Genomic DNA, 20,359 nt, shown 5'->3' with positions numbered 1-20,359 from the left:
GTTCTGTATAGTAAAGAGTATTTGTCAGCTAATGAAACCCATCCGATAATAGTGCCATATTAGAAATGTTGTTGATTTTTTCATTAATTAACTGGAACAAGGTTTACATGTTACCCGGTGAAAAGTTTTCTTTTGGAAACTTAAAGATTAAACATTCATACCAACAGTTAATAGCAGCAGCAAGAAGCGGGGATGCTGAAGCCAAAATCCAAGTTGCTTTGATGTATATGTACGGTGTCGGTATAGAGCAAAACGTTGATAAAACACTGTATTGGTTTAAAAAATCAGCGTTAGATAATCACCCTCAAGGACAAAAAATGTATGGTTACACTTTTTATGGCTCTCAGAATAGTCAAGCATTCAAGTATATTAATAAATCTGCTCAGCAAGGTGATATAGAGGCTCAATATTTAATATCAAAGTTCTACTTAGATGGGATTGGGGTCAAAAAGAATAAAGAAAAATCTACATATTGGTTCGACAAAGCATTAGCTAAGGAAATGTGGGGAGATTAAGTAGATATTTTAAGTGGAACTTTCATCCCTTAAATTTTTTAAATAATGATATTTAAGTACGAAAAAGAAAATTTCACCTGATACAAATAATTAAAACGGTTTTAAATAAGGATATATTTATGAATGAAGATACCAAGTCTGAATCCCTAAAGGAGTTACAATCTATCTATGATAAACAAGCAGAATCTTATCAAACGAGAAAAAATGAATTCGAAACATTATGGGAAAATGCGATTACAGAAGATTTACCAAGATTACGGTCAAGAGATATGAAATTAACTTTAATTAAATGGGCATCAATTGCAATATTTATTACTTTTGTTGTATTAAAATTTAGAGGGTAGAAATATGAATTATTATTCTTCTTTTATTGAAGAGGCTTATAAAAATAAGCAAATAATGGAATCCCAAGAGTGGTTCGAAAGTTATGGTCTAGCTCTGTACTTATTTAGTGAGAACGCTGTAGATACACCCTCTATAAGTAAATCTGAAAAAGTAAAAAAATATCAAAAAAAGGAATTAGATAAAAATAACAAAAGCATCGGACCGGTTGTTAAAGTTGAAGATGTTAGGCAATTAATTGCTAAGGCAAGGAGTGAGGACAGCTTTAATAGCATATATGAAAATTACATGTTCCCGCACCATAAAATCCGACCGACAGACGTTATATATTTATTTAAAGCACTTGCTCAAAAAGATATGGATGCAGCACTGGTTGCACTAGATGCATTCTCCGATGATTTTTTATTACAAAATGATTTCTGGGCAGGGATTGTAACATTTATCGTGGCAGCAAATAGTGGAGACTATAAAATAGCACAGACTCAAATCGTCCTGCTTATACAATTCCTGCAAAGTTATTCTCATAAAGAGTTTTTATTCTTTCTTGTCCCTTATTTGGTTAAATCATTTCTCCCTGAATCGTATTGGCCATGGCAGTTTAAAAACATAGAAGTAGAGAGTAATGGTATTATATATTATGGCTTGCCAATAATTATCCATAACTTAGAAGCAGAAGGTTATTCAGCAACACCTTGGTTAGAACTCGAACCTGTTAGCTCCATTTATTTGGAAGATAGCTATGGAGCCAAATATAAAAAGTCCAATGTTTTATTAGAGACTACCAATATAGCATCGAATTTAGCGGCGAATGCCGTGCTACAAAGTGCTGGTGCAATCTACAATATGATTGTAAATGGTAAATTTAAAATTGTGGCTCATTCTGGAGTTAAAACACTTGTCCTTCAAAAAAATGTGGAGATACCGCTAAATAGCTGTGGATTTGTTATCACTAATGATAAACATGAGTTTGATAACTGGGTTAACCCTAATAACTCTAGTTCTATTGAAAAGCACCAAAGTTTCTTTAACCTCACTGATGGAAAATGTTACCAACCTCGTTCTAAAGATCAGTTTAGTGACCCTTCAGCCATGTTTGATGCTTTAGCAAGTAAGATCAAAGGATAAAAAAGTAACCTTTTATGAAAATTCAATACCGTTCACTTAAGCTGAACGGTTTTTCTTTCTACGCAGCATCCCCAGTCTGTTTTGATATCTTCTCTATAGCTTTAATTTTCCTACTTCTTTAGCATAATTTTCTTTTGATTTTTCTATATTGCTTACAATTCTATAGTGCCAGAAAGCGCTTAAATTGTAGCTCTCATAGTCAAACGAGCACTAATCATTTGCCAACAATAACTCACAGATTGAGAAAGTGACAGGGTGACAATAACTGGTAGAAATTTATGACTACTTTGCTGTTACTTTATTTTATTAAACCAATAATAGTAGGTGACTGGATTGATATTATTCACTTTAAAAATTCAATATTAGTTAAGCCTCTGTTTGCTTGTTTTTCGATTATGCCTTGCCAATAATTCAGTCGTTTAGTTGTCATAATATTATCTCATTTAAAAAGGAAGGCATGACAAACCCTGCACATTATTGATATGAGAGGGGTAGTTAGGTGATTACTTTATAAAGAGTGTTCATTGATTACCTGGTTAGAATTTTTGTTTAAATAATATTCCCAAAATCATCATTTAAATATTTCATTTTAGCTTTATATTTTCAGCAAGTTACTGATGTTAGTATTTATAGTAAATCAGCCCATCCTCTTAAATCTCATTTCTTAGATAAAAAATTGCGTAAACAATTCATAGTTATGTCACTGCGCTTAAATGCCCATTTCCTACATTATTATCCCATTAGCAAGCTTGCTAAGTAATTTAAAACCTCAAATTATTAAGGGACAATGATGAAAATTTTTTTAAATAACAAGTGTAAATTAATCCTATCTACTGGCTTCGTTGCATTGATGTTAACAGGCTGTGGTTCATCAACTCAAGAGGAGCAACTTACTTGGCTAAGTGGATGGGATAGCCAATATGAAGCAAAAATAGAAATGGTGAATGTTTGTTATAAAGAAGCGGGTGTACATAAAGGCACGAAACGTATCTCTAAAAGCCAACAAGAGGTGATTAATAAGTGTGAGTTTGCCTATATCACTGAGCAAGCTGATAACGATGGAGTTTCACTGGAGTTGGAAACCTTAAAAAATAACGTGATGCAGTTCTAAATGAAATTATCAAGAACCAAGACCATCCTGTCATGGTTTTCTTGAATACAAATTTATAAGTAGGTTGCGTAAATCTAATTTGTGTACGCCACCTGAGTATATTCACATTAAATTGCAAGCTAACATTAATAAGTCATTAGGCTAGCGATTCAAAATTATATTAATGACGATGTAATATTAAAAGGAAACCCTATTATGACCATTAAAAGCAGAACGGTTGAAATGGCGAATGAAGCACAAAAACGAGCAGAGAATCTATCAACAGTTTTGAAGCAGTCACAGTCGTTGGATAAGGCAAAAGCAGCTTTCGATGAAACAGCTGAAAGGGTATTAAAAGCAGATACATCAAGTATTAAGTTAATGAACTTCTTTGCGGTGTGTAGCTTATGTAGTTTGATGTTTAGTAGTCTATTTACGTTCGGTGAATATTGGGGACATTCATTTTCATTGAGTGAATCAACACCCGCATGGCTCTATATTATTGCAATTGTGACACTTTGCAGTTACTTGCTTGGTGCAAAGCAAGCTGTCTCACGCTGTTTGATCTTCGTGTTGCTGGTGGTCATTGGCTGGCGTTTTTATGAAGTGATTTCTGAATCGGTTATTCATACTTCAAGTCGTAGCAGCGACAATTACAGTTTACCTATCGATGAGGTTGGTTTTGGCTTTTATCTATTTATGGGGAGCGTACTGATGGTTATTATTACTATGCTGAAACCTGGTTACCAAGCTAATACTCTTTTTTGGGGAAAGCTCATACAAAAATAAATTGAGATTCTGATGTGAGTTGTCATCAATGGATGGTGATTCACCTTTATTCATGGAGACTGTCATGCAATTTAAACCGCGCAAGCAACATGTTTATAGTGCCCTTAACCGTGTCGGTAACGATTATATTGTCGGGGATATTCACGGGCAGTTGAAGCAACTTTTTAAGCAACTGGCTTCGCTTAAATTTGATTTTAAATTAGACAGGTTATTTTGCACTGGTGATTTAATTGGTAGAGGAAGCGACAGCATTGGTTGTTTAAATTTATTAACTGAGAAGTGGTTTTATTCGGTAATGGGAAATCATGAGCAACTTTTTATACTGGGATTTAAATCATCTAAATTTTGGGATCATTTAAAATCAGACCATGGGCAATGGTTAACCGACAACTTAGATCGCTTTGATCTGCTGATGCGTTGGAAAACGCTGATTGAAATAGCGATGCCATTAACGCGTACCATTGCGGTGAATGGTTTAACAGTCGGTGTGTCACATGCATCTGCACCGCGTGATTGGTCGACATTACAAAGCGGAACTTTATCGGACGATGATATTTGGCAAACCTTATGGAGTCGGCCGTTGGCAGAAAAAGGGGGTTGTTTAACCATTGATTCTGTTGATTATGTTGTACATGGGCATACACCTGTACAATCTGTTGTTAACGTGAATAACCGCTTTTGGATAGATACTTACTCATCAGTTAATGAACTTTGCATACTTAATCTTAATGAATTGAGCATTAACGAGATAAGTTAACATTAATAGTTGGAATAACTAGAAATAATCAGAGAAATAGATGATGATTCATTTTATTAACGATGAATATCAAGGAGTGTTAGGTGTCGATAAAAGAGTTAGATAATGCAACTGAATTATTGATTGGTTGGCAGAATAGGGATGAAAGCAAAAGTAAGGAGTTTCTTGAGTACGCGTATCAAGATATTCGTGCAATTGTGGCTAAATATCTGCAAAAAAAACAACCTAACGAAACTATTTTACATGATTCCTCTATTACTGAGCTTGCTAGTGAGTCGATCATCAAATTACATCGCTGGCGAAATGATGAGTTACCCTTTGAAAGTCGTCACGATTTTTTTGATTATATTCGCGTGTCTGTTTGGCACCTTCTATTTGGCAAGCCTCACCAATCATTCGTTAATAAACAACAGTCAAAACGTGAATATTTAGCCTCTGAAATAACACAGGTCCCGGAACATCAGCCTAATTGGGATGAGAGTATTGATCTTGTCAATGCATTAGATCTTCTTCGCGAAAACCACCCTAGGCAGTCGGAGGTTTTTGAACTAAAAAACTTTGCCATGATCTCACATCAACAGATTGCAGATATGCTGTCGATATCGACGCGAACGGCGGATAACGATTTAAAGTTTGCTGTTACTTGGTTAAGAGCAAAGTTAATCGAATGATAGATATCGTCACTTTGTATACAGAGCTTTCTAGTTTAAGCCCCGCTGAGCAGCAGTTACAATTATCTAAGCTTAAAAACATCGACTCAGCTAAAGCTGATGAGTTAGAAAGGATGTTACAGGTTGATGATATACCTCTTTCTAGTAGCGAATTAATATCACAGCAGTTAACAAGTTCAACGCGCACGTCATGGCAATCATTTATCGCTCAGGAGGTAATGGGATTTAGCATTAAACGTTTACTTTCGGACGCTGGTGGAATGGGATTGGTCTTCCATGCAGAACAAACTATTTCTAACCCGTCTAAGACAGAAAATGAAATTCATAAAGCGGCAGTTAAAATCCTGCGACGTGACAAGTTAAATAGTCACCAACAAACTGCGATGTTTTTTAGTGAAGCATCTAGTTTGATGGCATTAGATCATCCCAATATTTGCAGTATTTATGGTGTATCTGAAGTATTAGATCATGCTTGTATTGTTATGGATTATATCGATGGTGAATCCTTAGATTTATGGCTCTCTAATAGTGAGTGCAATCAGAAACAAAAAATAGATGTTTTTATGCAACTCCTCGAGGCTGTGTGTTATTTGCACCATCGAGATATTTATCATGGTGATTTAAAGCCACAGAATATTATTATCAACAACCAAGGTCATTTGGTGTTGATAGATCTTGGCCTGGCTAAGAAGTTTAAAACGAGTGCTAAAGCTGATAATAGGGAAACTATTAAAGCATTCTCAAAGAATTGGAGTGCACCTGAGCAAATAGCAGGAGAACACTGTGAAGCGATGTCGGATGTTTATTCATTGGGAGCGATCCTGTTTTACCTTTTAACCAGCAATCAGCTTGAGCAAAGAGATTTGAAAAAAATTAGCAATAAAGAGTTACAGGCAGTGTTAAGTAAAGCGCTTTATGTTGAGCCTGAAAATCGATATCAAGATGCTCTCCAATTCCGACGTGTATTGCAACAATATCAGACTGGCTTTCCCATCGATGAATATTCCATGGCCCCCGTTTATCAGTTCAAAAAACTTATATTTAGGAAACCATTTACTTCTCTTGCTTGTTTGCTAGCACTGTATTCAGTTATTAGTAGTGTATTGCTATTTGTTAAGCTGTAATAACGAGTAAACGATGCATGGAACTCCATTTTCTCGAATGAGCAAGTCTGATATTAAACTTCAATTGATTAATAGTTGATGTGGATGGGTGATTTTTCAGAATGAGTTATACTGATATTTGGTTCTGTTTCGTGAAACTGACATCTTGTATAGGTTGTTAATAGTGGTGTACTAAATAGTTTTTCACCTGTTTTAAAATTATAAACAGTGAGTATATCTTCTCGTAATACTGCTATTTTTTCTCCACAACCAGATAAATCTAAGTAAAGAATTTGGGTGTTTTTTTCTCTGGACAGGAGGGGATGTGCTTTATGACTTTACGCTTTTTAATATCATAAGTGCTGATCTCGCCATCAAAACAAGAACCGAGTACAAGGCGCTGTTTGTGCCTGTTATAAGCGATTAGCATCGATTCCAATTGGCTATTATGGGATGTGAAGATAGATTCAACATGGTCCTTTTCTAAGTCCCATATGTTGATAATCGGAGAAAGGTACCAGTGTTTATCGAAAGTAACATAAATAACTACGTTTTCATCTTCTGTAAAAGTACCGCATCGGTGGTAGCCACCCAAATCTTCTCTTTGGAATAACACTTGTTGTGTTTCTAGGTTGAATATCTCAATAAGATATTGATGTCTTTTACTACGTAATGCTCGCTTGTTATCTGGGTGTAGTAAATTTAAATTGAAGTTGTCCATCACTATCTCTTATTCGTTGAACATTTTTATGAATGATGATGTTATCACCGTTGCTTTGCCTATATAGAGTGACGCATTTAATTTCACGAAACCTTTTTTAATTATAAGATAATCTGTAGATGAAAACCTCGAATATTTATATTCGGGATTTATTATTTTGAGTAACGATCGAGACATTCTTTAAACTTTTTCTCCTCTTCCTTATCCCTCTTTAACTGTTCCCTCTGGCGTATCTTTTTCAGCTCACGTTCTTCTGCCATAAGTTCTTTAGTAATTTTATTATGTATGCGCAGTGTATCGCGCTTATAAAGGGGAGTTATGTAGCTCCCTGATTTTTGGGAGAAAGTAGAAGCCGTTAATATAGTACTTTCACCGTAAATAACCGTTTTTACACCATCAAAGATTAAGATTCGTAAATAATGTTCATATAAATAAGTGTATTCTTCATATGATAATATTTCTTTTTCCTCAAGTTGTAGGAAAAAATTATAAATAATACCGTGATAGATATTATTGAATAGGGCATCAAAATCTTCACTGTTAAAGTCAGGGCGAATATGAAATGCTTCTCCCCTTTCTACTACTATTTTATTGAAAGTAGGAACTAATATTGTTCTAAATGAAGTTGTATTAATTTTTGAGTTTACATCATCATTCTTAGTTATATTCTTTTGCATAAATTCTCTCAATAAATGGTTAATTTACTTATACGTTATGAAATGCAGATTCAACGATCAAGTACATTCATGTGCCAATTTTATAATTTCAGGATCATAGTAACTATAATTCAAATACTGGATATTCATTCTAAAAAAGCTAGAAATTTACTTCGAGGTGTTGACCCTTCAAAATACAACAGAACAAAAATAGCTTTGGATAAAATAAAATTTTACTGTAATTCATCAGATTACAAAAAAGCTTTGCTTCACGTAAGAACCAACCTGATTTTTGAAAATAATGATGTTGGACTGTTGTTTAATAAACGCTGCTCCAAAGGGATTTCTGACATAGTTAATTTTTCTATTTCAGAAATCACTACCCAAATCAATAATTATGACAGTGATTTAATAGCTATTACTGACTATGCCACTAACATTTTTAGTTATCTAAAGGAAAACAACTTAGATAAAGCTTTGTATTCCTGTGATCATATGGCTGAGCTTAAAGGTACTTCTGTATTTCTAATTTGAATGCTTTCATTTATTACAAGCCGGTACCAGTTACTGAATATGGATGATAAAAAAGTATTAGGTAAAATCGCTAAGAGGACAAAAATTGACTTAATGGCCTCTTGGTTTAATAAACCAAACTATGCGTCTCCAAGCACAGATATTTATTTACTGTTCAACGCTGTTATATCTGAAGTTATTGGCAATGTTAGCCATTTTGAACCTTAGGTAGATTTACGGTGTTTAGGATAGCGTAGTTTCTCTGTAAACGGTGGTACGTATTAAGTTATTTGTGATGCATTATATGTACTAATACATAATGCCGCATGTCATCGAAAGTTAAATGGAAAGATACATTTCTTTGTGTCAAAAGCAGAAGATCGCAATGCGATAAAAATCAATTTAATGACTGAATTAGAATCAGTATCAGCAGTTCGTCATGCACAATTAATCGAGACAGCGCTGAATATTGCTGATGATGACGCTCATATTGTTGAAGGGAAAGTGGTATTAAGAAGCTTGAAAATGAAGGAAGTATTAGTGATATCAGATTTACTCCTAACGAAGAAGATAAAATGCTGTGTTTCGAGTTCTATTTTGAATTAAGTAGCTGGGAGGGCGAAACCACTGTTAATAAATATCAAGCAGCCAAGCCGAGCGCAGACGAGTAAAAAAATTAAACCAAACTCAAAGCATCCATTGCTAGCCTTTCGTTTTAAATCAAAAAGAAACTGCAATGTTGAATTCAGCACAGCCATCACAAAACGATCCGGTGTCAGTTTCTTTGCCGCCTTTCTTTTCTGATAAAAGAAAGACGTGTCGCCGACAGGGCTAAACCAGAGCTAATAATGATAAAACTGACCTCACGAGCGGAGACGAGCTAAAGCGGTGAATCAAATTAAAAAAAAGCTGCATTTCCATGCAGCATATAAATTATTCGAATTTTAATAAACCTTAAATCGCTACTTAGAAAAAACCACCGTTTTACTACCATTCAAGAAAATACGATGCTCAATATGCCAACGTACCGCGCGTGACAAAGTTAAACACTCGATATCGCGGCCTTTGGCGGCCAAATCTTGTGGGTAATAACTATGGTCAACGGTTTCTACACATTGACTAATAATCGGCCCCTCATCAAGGTCATCACTGACGTAATGGGCGGTTGCTCCCACCAACTTAATACCACGGTCATAGGCTTGGTAATAAGGCTTTGCGCCTTTAAATCCGGGTAATAATGAATGATGAATATTAATCGCTTTGCCGGACAGTTTTTTAGACATTTCGCTGGAAAGCACCTGCATATAACGGGCTAATACCACTAAATCAGCGTCACTATCTTCAATGATTTTAAGTACTTTTGCTTCTTGCTGTGGTTTTGTCTCTTTAGAGATCGGTAAATGGTAATAAGGAATACCATGCCATTTAGCGAGTTCTTCTAAGTCAGGGTGGTTTGATATAATCGCCGGAATTTCAATATTAAGGTCACCAGTACGGTAACGATATAAAAGGTCATTTAAACAGTGGTCATGCTTAGAAACCATGATCACTACCTTTGATTTATAAGGTCTAGAAGCTAATTGCCATTGCATATCAAATTCATTGGCTCGTTGTTGAAACTGCTCACAAAAGTCTTCGCGGTCAAACACCTTATCTGTCTCTGCTCTAAACTCTACGCGTATAAAAAAGCGATTTTCAGTTGTATCAACAAATGAATGGATCTCATTAATATAAAAACCTTGTTTAAATAAAAAGCGAGTAACCACATCAACAGTGCCTGGTTTGCTAATGCAGTCTGCAGTGATGATGTGAGTTTGTGGTATTGATTTGATATCAGACATTGTTGATCCTTGATTAAAATATAAAACGCCACCTAGCCTGATTAAACCAGATACGCTTCTGTTCGTTTCTCGGGTAGGCGCTGCTTAAAAACGGAGTTAACATTCTGTTACATAAAGTAATATTTAAATAATTAAGGTGTTAAATAAAGTACAGTTTAAAAGAGAGCATTGATTACTAAATGTTGCTGCTAGTTTGTTGAATTAATAGCTAAATATTAACAAAACGTTAACCTATACAACTCATTGCAACTTGTCGTTAATGAATAATAAAATCTGTGCGCTAGTCTTCTAAAAGTGTGTCAGTAATATGATCAGTAAGCGCTTTTTGAAGAAGAAATTTAATCAACGTGCGATCTATAGTTAGCGTATTTTAAAATCGTGTAGATAGGTTTATAGTGGCTTGGTAACTTTTAATCGATGTTGGGAGTAAAGCAAATGAAACATATAGTTATCTGTTTAATATGCTTGTTCAGTAGCATGCTAAATGCGGCAATCAATGAAATTAATATCATTCCCAATGCAACAACTTCAATTAGCAAAACGATTAATCTAGCCGAACCTTTTAAAGATCGTATTACCATTCCCTTAGACATGCAGGATCAAATTTCTAACGCGAACCTAATTCTTGTAGCTAATAAAAACGATAAAATAAGAGCGAGTTTACAGCTCGAAACAAGCATGTCGATTCAAGATGAAGGCCCACACTTAGACTTATTGGATTGGAAACATTGCACTAGCGATTGGCTAACGATCGACAATTCCGCTACACACCAATTTAAATTGCCTGACTTTGAGAACATCCCGTTAGATTGCTTTCCTGAAGTAACCCTTGCTGAAATTAAGCAAGCTGTTTTACAACACGATGGGCAGGAGTGGATACCACTATTTGATAGAGATTCATTTAATAAAGAGATGAATCTCTTAATCGGAATCAGTGCCGCTAGGATTAAAATAGAACAAATGATTGAAGGTAAATGGGTGGTGGTGACAATAGTAAACCTTAACATTCCCATTGGATGTTAGGGCATATTTCTGAATATGAGCACCTATTTACTTTATTCGATATTAAATAACTTTAAGCATTAACATCCCATTCTGCTTGAATAACAATAAACTATAAGGAACAACTGCAATGACTAATACGACCAAAACTGCCTTAGTAACCGGTGCATCGCGAGGCATTGGCCGCGCAATAGCAGAACGTTTAGCTAATGACGGTTATAGCGTGATTGTAAACTATGCTGGTAACAAAGAAAGTGCACAGGAAACGGTCAGCATTATTCAAGCGAAGGGCGGTCAAGCTGTTGCTATCCAAGCTGATATCGCCAGTGACGAAGATGTTAAACGCTTATTTAACGAGAGCATGGCGATTAACGGGCAATTGGATGTTGTGATCCATAATGCAGGCATGATGACCATGACAAAAATAACGCCAGAGGGCTTGGCTGATTTTGATAAAACCATTCAAACCAATTTACGTGGTGCCTTCTTAGTACTTGCTTATGCCGCGCAGCATTTAACAGATGGTGGACGAATTATTGCAATTTCTACCAGTGTGATTGCCAAATCATTTCCAGCTTATGGCCCTTATATCGCGTCAAAATCCGGAGTAGAAGGGTTGGTACACGTACTCGCAAACGAGCTAACTGGCCGCAATATTACTGTAAACGCGATAGCACCGGGTCCAATCGGTACAGAGCTATTCTTCACGGGTAAATCAGAAGAACAAATCAATGGCATGGCAAAAATGTCTCCTTTAGGTCGCATCGGTACACCAGAAGAAGTCGCCAACGTAGTTGCAAGCATCGTTGGTCCAGATGGTAATTGGATAAACTCACAAGTCATTCGTGTCAACGGTGGTTTAGCATAATAAGTGCATTTCATTCAAACGATCTAAAAACCTGCTGTCTTATTGGTAACTGATGCATTCACATGCGCTAATTAAGTGGCAGGTTATTCATCATCATTCTTGTTGAGGGAGTATTTTACTGCGCTCGACAATTTAAACACTAAAATTCCGGTGCAAATTCAATATAAAAAAAATAATAGCAGAGCGACGGTTAATGCGTTTGTAAATATTGCATTAGCTGCAAAGCATGAAATACAGCAAAGTATGGCAAGTTAAATAGGACGAAAAGCTTTTGTATTGAGCTAGATTCAGATAAATTAACTTTAGTACCTAATTTTAAGTAATCAGCTTGATAAAAATATTTTAGATTCAAAATATTCAAGACAGATAAAACTGGACTACACTCAACACTTATTTGTATTTTACCTTCAGGAGCTGATGTTGAAACATTCTTTATTCTTTCGCTTTTTCGTTATTCGTTTTTCACTTTTACGTTTTGGTTTACCTATTTTTTCAGCGCTTATCTTCACGTTTGCATCGACCTCAGTACAAGCTTGCACAAAAGAAGATCCAACGTGTGTTCAAGTCCAAGTAAATAATGTAAAGAATCAACCTTTGGCTAATATGGTGGTATATCTTGAACCGTTAGCAAATCAGGTTGTTCCACAGCAGAATAAGACGGTTGAAATTAGCCAACATAGCAAATCTTTTATTCCCTATATCAGTGTTAGCCAAAAATCCGATAAGGTTAACTTTGTGAATAAAGATGATATTACCCATCATATTTATTCAGCCGATAGTGAAAACAAATTTTCTTTTAAAATTCGCTCCGGTGAGACTGATTCATCAACACATTTTGATCACGCTGCTGAAATTGCTATGGGATGTAATATTCATGATTGGATGAGCGGTTACCTTTTAGTTGTTGATACACCATATTTTGCTAAAACTGATGAGCAAGGAGTGGCGAGTTTTACATTAACTGAGTTAGGAAAGTACAGAGTGGTGGTTTGGCACCCACAAATGCGCGCTGAAAATAATCGCATGATAGTAGAAAAAGAACTATTAAGTGCAGAGATCACAACATTTACGCTACAGAAAGCGATGGATGATATCCCCGTGCAAACAAGTGATGATTTTGATTTTATTTCCGATTACTAGCCGCAGAAAATAGAAGAAGTTAATGCATGAAAAGTTTACAGAATAAAATATTTTTATTTTTTGTCATCCTGCTATTAATGGTTCAATCGATCGCTTTTTGGACCCTTTACAGCGGTAAAAAAAATCAAGAAGCAGCAGAAATCAATAATCGTTTAACCACTGCAAAAACAATTTTTACTGAGTTATTTGATCGCAGATTGACTTACCTATCAACGTTTGCCGAAACTGTCGCTAAAGATTATGGCTTAAAGGAAGTGTTTAACGAGGATACGCGCAGTTTATTGTTTGCTTTAAATAATCATAGAAAGCGTATTGATGCTGATTTAGCGATGACAATCACAGCAGAAGGCGTTATCAATGGCCAACTACAACGATACTTCATCAATGGAAAAGATAAAATTCGACAAGGCGCGGAGCGAGACACTATTTTTCGTTTTAATGAGTGGCTTGGTGCTGGTCAAGCCGCCCATCTTTATATGATTGACAATGCACTTTATCAACTGAGTTTATCACCCGTAACTGTTGGTGCTAAAACACTAGGATGGATTGCTTTTGGCTTTGAAATTGATCACCGGTTAGCGAATGAATTTAAAAAAATAACCGACTTAACTACTGACTTTATTATAAAAGATGAAGGTAAGTGGCGATTAATTTCAATTAAAGAAAATAACAAAAATTATAATCACGCGCTTGAATTAGCAGTGCAGGTTATTGACAATAAAACACCCGATAAATACATAGCAACGCACTCACTGATTAACGAATTTGATGATAAAGAATTAGGTGTAGCAATGCATGGCTTACGCGCTAACTTTGTCGCGTTATTACAAGAACAATGGTGGAAGTTCTTATTTCTAGCTGCATTAACACTATTGTTATCGCTTACTAGTGCTTATTTTATCGCAGCGTCTATCAGCAAACCTATTAAACGCTTAGTTACTCAAGCAAAAGTGATTGCCAGTGGTGATTATCAGCAAAAAGTGTCGTTAAAAGATAAAAATGAAATAGGCCAACTTGCTGAAGAATTCAATCAAATGCAAGCGGCAGTATTATTACGAGAAGAAACGATCACCCATAGTGCAAATCATGATCCTCTCACCGATTTACCGAACCGTAACTTGCTTAATAAGACAATTAACCAACTGATTGCACAACAACAAAGCTTTCAAGTTTTTCATTTAAACCTGAGCCGTTTAAATGACGTAAACGATACATTAGGCCGTGATGTTGGTGATAAAGTGATCAAAGAACTTGCTGGTCGTTTACAGCGCTTATACCAAAAAACTAATTTAAAAGCGTTAGCTCATATAGGGGCGGACGAATTTGTTTTGTTGGCAGAAAACATGAATGTAGATGAAATTATTACGCAACTCAATGTTGAGCTGGAGCCTACATTTAACTATCAGGGTATTAGTTTACACTTTCAAGTTCGAGTTGGTATTGCAGTTTATCCAGCGCATGCGACTGACGCGAAGTCATTATTACAAATGGCTGTTATGGCACTTCACAGTGCAAAAAAACAAAGTAAATTAGTACAAATATATCACCCAGATCTTGATATAAATACTGTTGAACGTTTAAATTTAATTAATGATTTAAAGCAAGCGATTCCAGCAGGGGAGTTAGCGTTACATTTTCAACCTAAAATGTGTTTAAAAACCAGAAAGGTAACCCATGCCGAAGCCTTAGTTCGCTGGGAACACCCTACTTTAGGCATGATCCCACCCGATAATTTCATCTATATTGCAGAGCAAACAGGTCAAATTAAAGCCCTAACCCGTTGGGTGTTTGTTACTGCATTAGCGCAATACAATGCTTGGAAAATACAAGGCATAGATTTAAATATAGCCATCAATATTTCAGCTGAAAATTTAAAAGAAAGTGACTTCCATAAGTTTATTTATCAAAGCATGATAGCGGCCAATGTCCCAGCTAAAAAAATTACGCTTGAGGTGACGGAAAGCTCAGTGGTAGAAGATCCTGAAGCAGCGATTAAAGTCTTAGCTGAGTTTAAAGACTACGGAATGAAAATATCTATTGATGATTACGGAACTGGCTATTCCTCATTAGCACAATTAAAGCAATTACCCGTACATGAATTAAAAATAGATAAATCATTTATCCAAAATATTGAAAATGATGAAGACGATCAAATCATAGTACGCTCGACTATCGAACTTGCCCACAATATGGGGTTGCATGTAGTAGCTGAAGGCATAGAAGATGAGTTTGCATTAAATTGGTTATCAGATAATGGCTGTGAATTAGCACAGGGTTATTACATCAGCAGGCCTAAACCAGCAATCGACTTAACACCCTGGTTATTAACTCACTTAAACATTAAAGAAATTAAGGGAAGTACGTGATTAATACGGGTATTAAGTCTTTACATCTATTATTGCTTGTTGCTTGCCTTCCTATGCAGGTAGTTATTGCTGCGGAATATAATGCTCATGGCATCTTAGACTTTAGAGTTAACCACATTAACTCCTCCGGTCAAGGCTATCTAACGGGTGGGCAAGGTAAATTAGGGCTAGGTGATGGAGTACATTTTTCAGCTGCACAAATAGGAGCAGATTTATCTGTATCATGGGATAATGGCCTAAGTGCTCATGGCGTCTTTAATGCTTATCCAGAAGCAACAGGTGATGGAGAAAAGTCAGCCTTAGGGTTGACTGAGATCTACTTAAAATACCGCTCTATACCCAATAGTGCCGGTTATCGCCTACAAACTAAAGTTGGTCTTTTCTACCCTGAAATCTCACTTGAAAATAATGCCTATGCGTGGGCAAGTAAAGATACCTTAGACTCCTCAACATTAAATACCTGGATTGGTGAAGAAATTCGAGTAGTCGGCACTGAAATAAAAGTAACGCGGTTAGGTAGAATAAATAACGATAAATATGATCTGTCCTTTTCAGCAACAGCCTTTATCAATAACGATCCAGCAGGGGCTTTATTAGCTTGGCATGGTTGGGCAATAAGTAACAGGCAAACTCTTTGGAATGAACAACGTACTTTTCCGTGGTTTCCTGCTCGTGAAGATGGAAAAAATTTAGCAGGGCAAGCGCATAAATCAGATCCTTTTTTAGAGCTTGATAACCGTGTTGGATACCATACGCGAGGCGAGTGGAAACTAAGAGGAAAAGGATCAATATCAGCAGGTTATTATGATAATAGGGCCATCCCCTATAAAGTAGTCGATGGTCAGTATGGGTGGCGAACACGTTTTTATCACTTAGAAGCACGCTGGCGTTTGAGTGATAATTTATCCTTAACCGCGCAGTACTTGTCTGGCGATACCTTGATGCAAAGTAAAGAAAAAGAAGATGTGGTTAATAATGACTATGCCAGTGGTTTTGTTGCTTTACATTATAATTGGCAGGCTTTAGTCGCCAATAAAAAGCATAAAAGTACACTCAGAGTTGAGGACTTCTCTGTGACTGATAATGATAAAACAGAGGGTGACGATAACAACGAAGATGGCCAAGCATTAACATTTAATCATAGTTACCGATTGAGTAAGCAGTGGTTTTTATCTGCAGAATTCACTGTGATTGACAGCCACCGGCCAGCGCGCTCTTATAGTGTACAACCTGTCGATTTAGTAGAAACACAATGGCAGTTTGCAACCCGTTATTTTTTATAAGCTTGATTTGCAGAAACATAGCGGCGAGTTAATTCATTTCAACTTACAAACTACATCGATCAACGTGGCTGCAATATCACCACCGTAAAGTTTTCCCAGGCTAACATGATGACAAAGCGACCTTAAGACAAAGTGTTTTATCCGTATGAGCAATCAGTTGAATGATCAATTTCAAGCGGCAAACCACATTGAACACCGTGGCTGCAAAATCACCACCGTAAAGTTTTCCTAAGCTAAATCGACATTTTAGCAATCGCAAACAGGACGTTTGCGATAATGTCAGAATGGCCACGGACGGCCATCCTGACATGGTGCGTTTAAAATGACGCTTTAGATTGGATCAGAAAACGCCTCGGTGTCAGTTTCTTTGCCGCCTTTCTTTTCTGATAAAAGAAAGACGTGTCGCCGACAGGGCGAAACCACTGCTATTAACAATCAAGTTGCCCCGACGAGCGTAGACGAGCTATAACTCAAGCATTCATTGATAGCCTTTCATTTTAAATCAGAAATGATCACCAATATTTAGTTTAATATAGCTACAACAAAGCCATCACCCATTGTGGACGAACAACCCCAGCGTAAAGTTTTCCCAAGCTAAACTGACATTTTAGCAATCGCAAACAGGACGTTTGCGATAATGTCAGAATGACCACGGACGGCCATCCTGATATGATGCGTTTAAAATGCTGGTTTAGATTGGATCAGAAAACGCCTCGGTGTCAGTTTCTTTGCATACTTTCTTTTCTGATAAAAGAAAGTAATGTCGCCGACAGGGCGAAACCACTGCTATTAACAATCAAGTTGCCCCGACGAGCATAGACGAGCCACATAACTCAAAGCATTTATTGCTCGCCTTTGATTTTTAATAAAAAAGGATCACCAACCTTTAGTCCAATACAGCAACAACAAAACCATCACCCATTGTGGACGAACAATCTCAGCGTAAAGTTTTCCCAAGCTAAACTGACATTTTAGCAATCGCAAACAGGACGTTTGCGATAATGTCAGAATGGCCATGGACGGCCATCCTGACATGGTGCGTTTAAAATGACAGTTTAGATTGGATCAGAAAACGCCTCGCTGTCAGTTTCTTTGCCGCCTTTCTTTTCTGATAAAAGAAAGACGTGTCGCCGATAGGGCGAAACCAATGCTAATAATGATAAAACTGATCTGACGAGCGTAGACGAGCTATAACTCAAGCATTCATTGATAGTCTTTCATTTTAAATCAGAAATGGTCATCAATATTTAGTTTAATATAGCTACAACAAAGCCATCACCCATTGTGGACGAACAACCCCAGCGTAAAGTTTTCCCAAGCTAAACTGACATTTTAGCAATCGCAAACAGGACGTTTGCGATAATGTCAGAATGGCCATGGACGGCCATCCTGACATGGTGCGTTTAAAATGACAGTTTAGATTGGATAAGAAAACGCCTCGGTGTCAGTTTCTTTGCCGCCTTTCTTTTCTGATAAAAGAAAGGCGTGTCGCCGATAGGGCGAAACCACAGTTAATAAATATCAAACTGACCCGACGAGCGCAGACGAGCCAAACCTAAACCAAACTCAACCTAAATACCAATCCGTCATGTCGAGGGCAGACGAGCCAAACCTAAACCAAACTCAAGCTAAATATCCAACAGCCACGCCAGCTAAAATACTAAATTGACTAAACCAAAAAAGTCAGCACAATTAAATATTAAATTTTCCCATCTATGTATGTTAAGTCTCAATTCGATGACCGCTAAGGATAATCAGAATGAAAACTAAACCAGACACACTAACTGAAAAATTAAAACTGAACATTGTGCGCAACAAAGTAAAAACCATGTGTAAACAAAAATATCACAAAGAACAAAACGACCTCAATGGATACGATGTTCAAGCCTCCTGTATTGCCATTGCTGACTACCAAAGTATCGCGTTAAACATTAAAGCAAACAGTGCTGAAAAATTTCTAGAGAGCCTAAATGAAAAAGCACAATACGCCCAACAACATTGCGCTTTTCCTGGAGAATTTAACGGAGGTAAAGCCACCTATGGTAGCTTACAAAGAGATCTTCAATACTGGTATGAGCATAAGCTGATCCATTACTCATTGTTAGAATTATTGATGATTGTCGCTTACCAACGCTTGGTCAATAGCAATAAAAAATAACAGGTACTCATGACTTCTATCAATATACAAGACTGCAATTAAAATCTAATAACACCCATAAACTACTATTAACACGCAATAACTACCACTAACACTTAATAACAGTTAAGACTGAACGCCCATGAACCTTTAACGTAAAGACAGGTTCATAGGCTAAATGGTTAGCATTTTAATAGCGATAAATGACGGCAAATACACAATAGCTAACCAGTCAATAACGAGAGCTAACCACCTCATTTAACAATAGAAAATAGCGCGAACAATCATCTATGATGCCTTATAAAAAGGGTAGTCAGTATAGCCTTTATCTGTTCCACCATACAACGACGCGGCATCAACAGGGTTATAAGACCAGTTGTTTTTAATACGCTCAGGAAGGTCTGGATTCGCTATAAATGGGCGACCAAAACCAAATATATCCCCTTTATTTTCACTCAGCATGTTTAACGCTTTCTCAATTGTGTATTTACCAGCGTACATAATAGCGCCCGTAAAATGCTTTCTCGCATCTTGATAAAATGTTTCAGGTAAATCTGGCGCATTATCCCAATCTGCTTCTGCGAGCGATAAATAAGCAATGCCGATGTCATTGAGTATCTTAATCGCTTCAATATAAGTGGTATGCGGATCGCTCTCTACTAAGCCAAGATAAACACGTTCTTCTGCAGTACTTTCAAATAGCGGAGCAAAGCGAACGCCTACTTTATCTGCGCCCATGACCTCTGTGACGGCATTTGTGATCTCTTTTAAAAAACGCAAACGATTCTCTAAACTGCCACCGTATTTATCGGTTCTATTATTGGTATGCTCAGAGATGAATTGATTTACTAAATAACCATTGGCGCAATGTAGCTCAACCCCATCAAATCCTGCTTCTTTTGCATTAATGGCAGCTTGCTTGTACATACCCACTAAGGCTTCAACTTCAGTGGTGGATAAAGCACGAGGTTGGCTTGGATCTGCCAAAGCGCCAACACCTGGTGCCGTTTCAATGAAGACTTTAACGGTATCCGATTTCATATCTGAAGGAGCAACGGGTGCCGATTGATTAGGTTGTAAAGTGGAATGCGACACTCTACCTACATGCCAAAGCTGACAAAAGATAATACCGTTGTTTTGATGTACCGCTTGAGTGACTTTTTTCCACCCTGCTATTTGTTGTTCGCTGTGAATGCCCGGTGTCCACGCATACCCTTGGCCTCTTGGCTCAATTTGCGTTCCTTCGGTCACCATAAAACCAGCACCACTGCGTTGTGAATAATACTCAACCATTAAATCATTTGGAATATTACCTGGTTGTGAGCTTCTTGAGCGTGTTAAAGGAGGCAAAGCAATACGGTTTTTTAAGGTGTAGGCACCTAAAGATACTTCGCTAAAAAGAGGTGAAACTGTCATAAAGAACTCCGAAAAGAGAGAGAT

20 protein-coding genes are annotated in these 20,359 nt (G+C 36.9%); 16 read left to right on the top strand and 4 right to left on the bottom strand.

Annotated elements, in window-relative coordinates; genetic code table 11:
* Positions 1–107: 107 nt before the first annotated feature.
* From GQR44_RS10760 to GQR44_RS10725, 8 genes are all read left to right on the top strand, one after another.
* Positions 108–515 carry a tetratricopeptide repeat protein gene (locus tag GQR44_RS10760; RefSeq protein WP_166371816.1) on the top strand — a complete coding sequence of 136 codons (408 nt, stop codon included), beginning with the start codon at positions 108–110 and terminating at the stop codon, positions 513–515.
* Between the two features lie 119 nt (positions 516–634).
* Positions 635–859: a hypothetical protein gene (locus GQR44_RS10755; protein WP_166371815.1), complete on the top strand. Its 225-nt coding sequence runs from the start codon at positions 635–637 to the stop codon at positions 857–859.
* A gap of 4 nt (positions 860–863) precedes the next feature.
* Positions 864–1,982: a hypothetical protein gene (locus GQR44_RS10750; RefSeq protein ID WP_166371814.1), complete on the top strand. Its 1,119-nt coding sequence runs from the start codon at positions 864–866 to the stop codon at positions 1,980–1,982.
* Positions 1,983–2,772: 790 nt separating this feature from the next.
* Positions 2,773–3,093 carry a hypothetical protein gene (locus GQR44_RS10745; protein WP_166371813.1) on the top strand — a complete coding sequence of 107 codons (321 nt, stop codon included), beginning with the start codon at positions 2,773–2,775 and terminating at the stop codon, positions 3,091–3,093.
* 195 nt (positions 3,094–3,288) lie between these two features.
* Positions 3,289–3,861, top strand: coding sequence for a hypothetical protein (locus tag GQR44_RS10740; RefSeq protein WP_166371812.1), 573 nt, complete (start codon positions 3,289–3,291; stop codon positions 3,859–3,861).
* A gap of 64 nt (positions 3,862–3,925) precedes the next feature.
* Positions 3,926–4,618, top strand: coding sequence for a metallophosphoesterase (locus tag GQR44_RS10735; RefSeq protein WP_166371811.1), 693 nt, complete (start codon positions 3,926–3,928; stop codon positions 4,616–4,618).
* 83 nt (positions 4,619–4,701) lie between these two features.
* Positions 4,702–5,289: an ECF-type sigma factor gene (locus GQR44_RS10730; protein ID WP_166371810.1), complete on the top strand. Its 588-nt coding sequence runs from the start codon at positions 4,702–4,704 to the stop codon at positions 5,287–5,289.
* On the top strand, positions 5,286–6,413 hold the full coding sequence (locus GQR44_RS10725) for a serine/threonine-protein kinase (RefSeq protein ID WP_166371809.1): 1,128 nt from the start codon (positions 5,286–5,288) through the stop codon (positions 6,411–6,413). Before GQR44_RS10730 ends, GQR44_RS10725 begins: the two co-directional genes overlap by 4 nt.
* Positions 6,414–6,672: 259 nt before the next feature.
* Here the strand turns inward: GQR44_RS10725 and GQR44_RS10720 are convergent, their stop codons facing one another.
* Together GQR44_RS10720 and GQR44_RS10715 are read right to left on the bottom strand one after the other, a co-directional pair.
* Positions 6,673–7,113 carry a WD40 repeat domain-containing protein gene (locus tag GQR44_RS10720; RefSeq protein ID WP_166371808.1) on the bottom strand — a complete coding sequence of 147 codons (441 nt, stop codon included), beginning with the start codon at positions 7,111–7,113 and terminating at the stop codon, positions 6,673–6,675.
* A gap of 152 nt (positions 7,114–7,265) precedes the next feature.
* Positions 7,266–7,790, bottom strand: coding sequence for a hypothetical protein (locus tag GQR44_RS10715; RefSeq protein WP_166371807.1), 525 nt, complete (start codon positions 7,788–7,790; stop codon positions 7,266–7,268).
* A 69-nt stretch (positions 7,791–7,859) separates the two neighbouring features.
* On the opposite strand from GQR44_RS10715, the gene GQR44_RS10710 reads away from it, so the two are divergent.
* Complete coding sequence (locus tag GQR44_RS10710; protein WP_166371806.1) at positions 7,860–8,303, top strand: hypothetical protein; 444 nt, start codon at positions 7,860–7,862, stop codon at positions 8,301–8,303.
* Positions 8,304–8,645: 342 nt separating this feature from the next.
* Positions 8,646–8,888 carry a hypothetical protein gene (locus GQR44_RS10705; protein ID WP_166371805.1) on the top strand — a complete coding sequence of 81 codons (243 nt, stop codon included), beginning with the start codon at positions 8,646–8,648 and terminating at the stop codon, positions 8,886–8,888.
* A 356-nt stretch (positions 8,889–9,244) separates the two neighbouring features.
* On the opposite strand, the gene purU is transcribed toward GQR44_RS10705, so the two are convergent.
* Positions 9,245–10,114, bottom strand: a complete 870-nt coding sequence (purU, locus tag GQR44_RS10700; RefSeq protein ID WP_299659830.1) for a formyltetrahydrofolate deformylase — start codon at positions 10,112–10,114, stop codon at positions 9,245–9,247.
* 444 nt (positions 10,115–10,558) lie between these two features.
* On the opposite strand from purU, the gene GQR44_RS10695 reads away from it, so the two are divergent.
* The 6 genes from GQR44_RS10695 to GQR44_RS10670 all read left to right on the top strand — a co-directional run bounded on the left by GQR44_RS10695 (position 10,559) and on the right by GQR44_RS10670 (position 18,940).
* Positions 10,559–11,146: a hypothetical protein gene (locus GQR44_RS10695; RefSeq protein ID WP_166371803.1), complete on the top strand. Its 588-nt coding sequence runs from the start codon at positions 10,559–10,561 to the stop codon at positions 11,144–11,146.
* A gap of 109 nt (positions 11,147–11,255) precedes the next feature.
* Positions 11,256–11,993, top strand: coding sequence for an SDR family oxidoreductase (locus tag GQR44_RS10690; RefSeq protein WP_166371802.1), 738 nt, complete (start codon positions 11,256–11,258; stop codon positions 11,991–11,993).
* A 420-nt stretch (positions 11,994–12,413) separates the two neighbouring features.
* On the top strand, positions 12,414–13,133 hold the full coding sequence (locus tag GQR44_RS10685; RefSeq protein WP_166371801.1) for a hypothetical protein: 720 nt from the start codon (positions 12,414–12,416) through the stop codon (positions 13,131–13,133).
* A 26-nt stretch (positions 13,134–13,159) separates the two neighbouring features.
* The gene (locus GQR44_RS10680) at positions 13,160–15,499 is read left to right on the top strand and encodes an EAL domain-containing protein (protein ID WP_166371800.1); all 2,340 of its coding nucleotides are present in this window, start codon (positions 13,160–13,162) and stop codon (positions 15,497–15,499) included.
* A complete protein-coding gene (locus GQR44_RS10675; protein ID WP_346774342.1) occupies positions 15,496–16,782 on the top strand; it encodes a hypothetical protein in 1,287 nt (428 codons plus the stop codon). Before GQR44_RS10680 ends, GQR44_RS10675 begins: the two co-directional genes overlap by 4 nt.
* Before the next feature lie 1,759 nt (positions 16,783–18,541).
* Positions 18,542–18,940: a hypothetical protein gene (locus GQR44_RS10670; RefSeq protein WP_166371799.1), complete on the top strand. Its 399-nt coding sequence runs from the start codon at positions 18,542–18,544 to the stop codon at positions 18,938–18,940.
* A gap of 267 nt (positions 18,941–19,207) precedes the next feature.
* Here the strand turns inward: GQR44_RS10670 and GQR44_RS10665 are convergent, their stop codons facing one another.
* Positions 19,208–20,335: an alkene reductase gene (locus tag GQR44_RS10665; protein ID WP_166371798.1), complete on the bottom strand. Its 1,128-nt coding sequence runs from the start codon at positions 20,333–20,335 to the stop codon at positions 19,208–19,210.
* Positions 20,336–20,359 lie beyond the last annotated feature (24 nt).

This window comes from Psychromonas sp. SA13A (assembly GCF_011378715.1).
In the GTDB taxonomy this organism is placed as follows: domain Bacteria; phylum Pseudomonadota; class Gammaproteobacteria; order Enterobacterales; family Psychromonadaceae; genus Psychromonas.
This window is presented reverse-complemented; position numbering and strand designations above follow the sequence as displayed.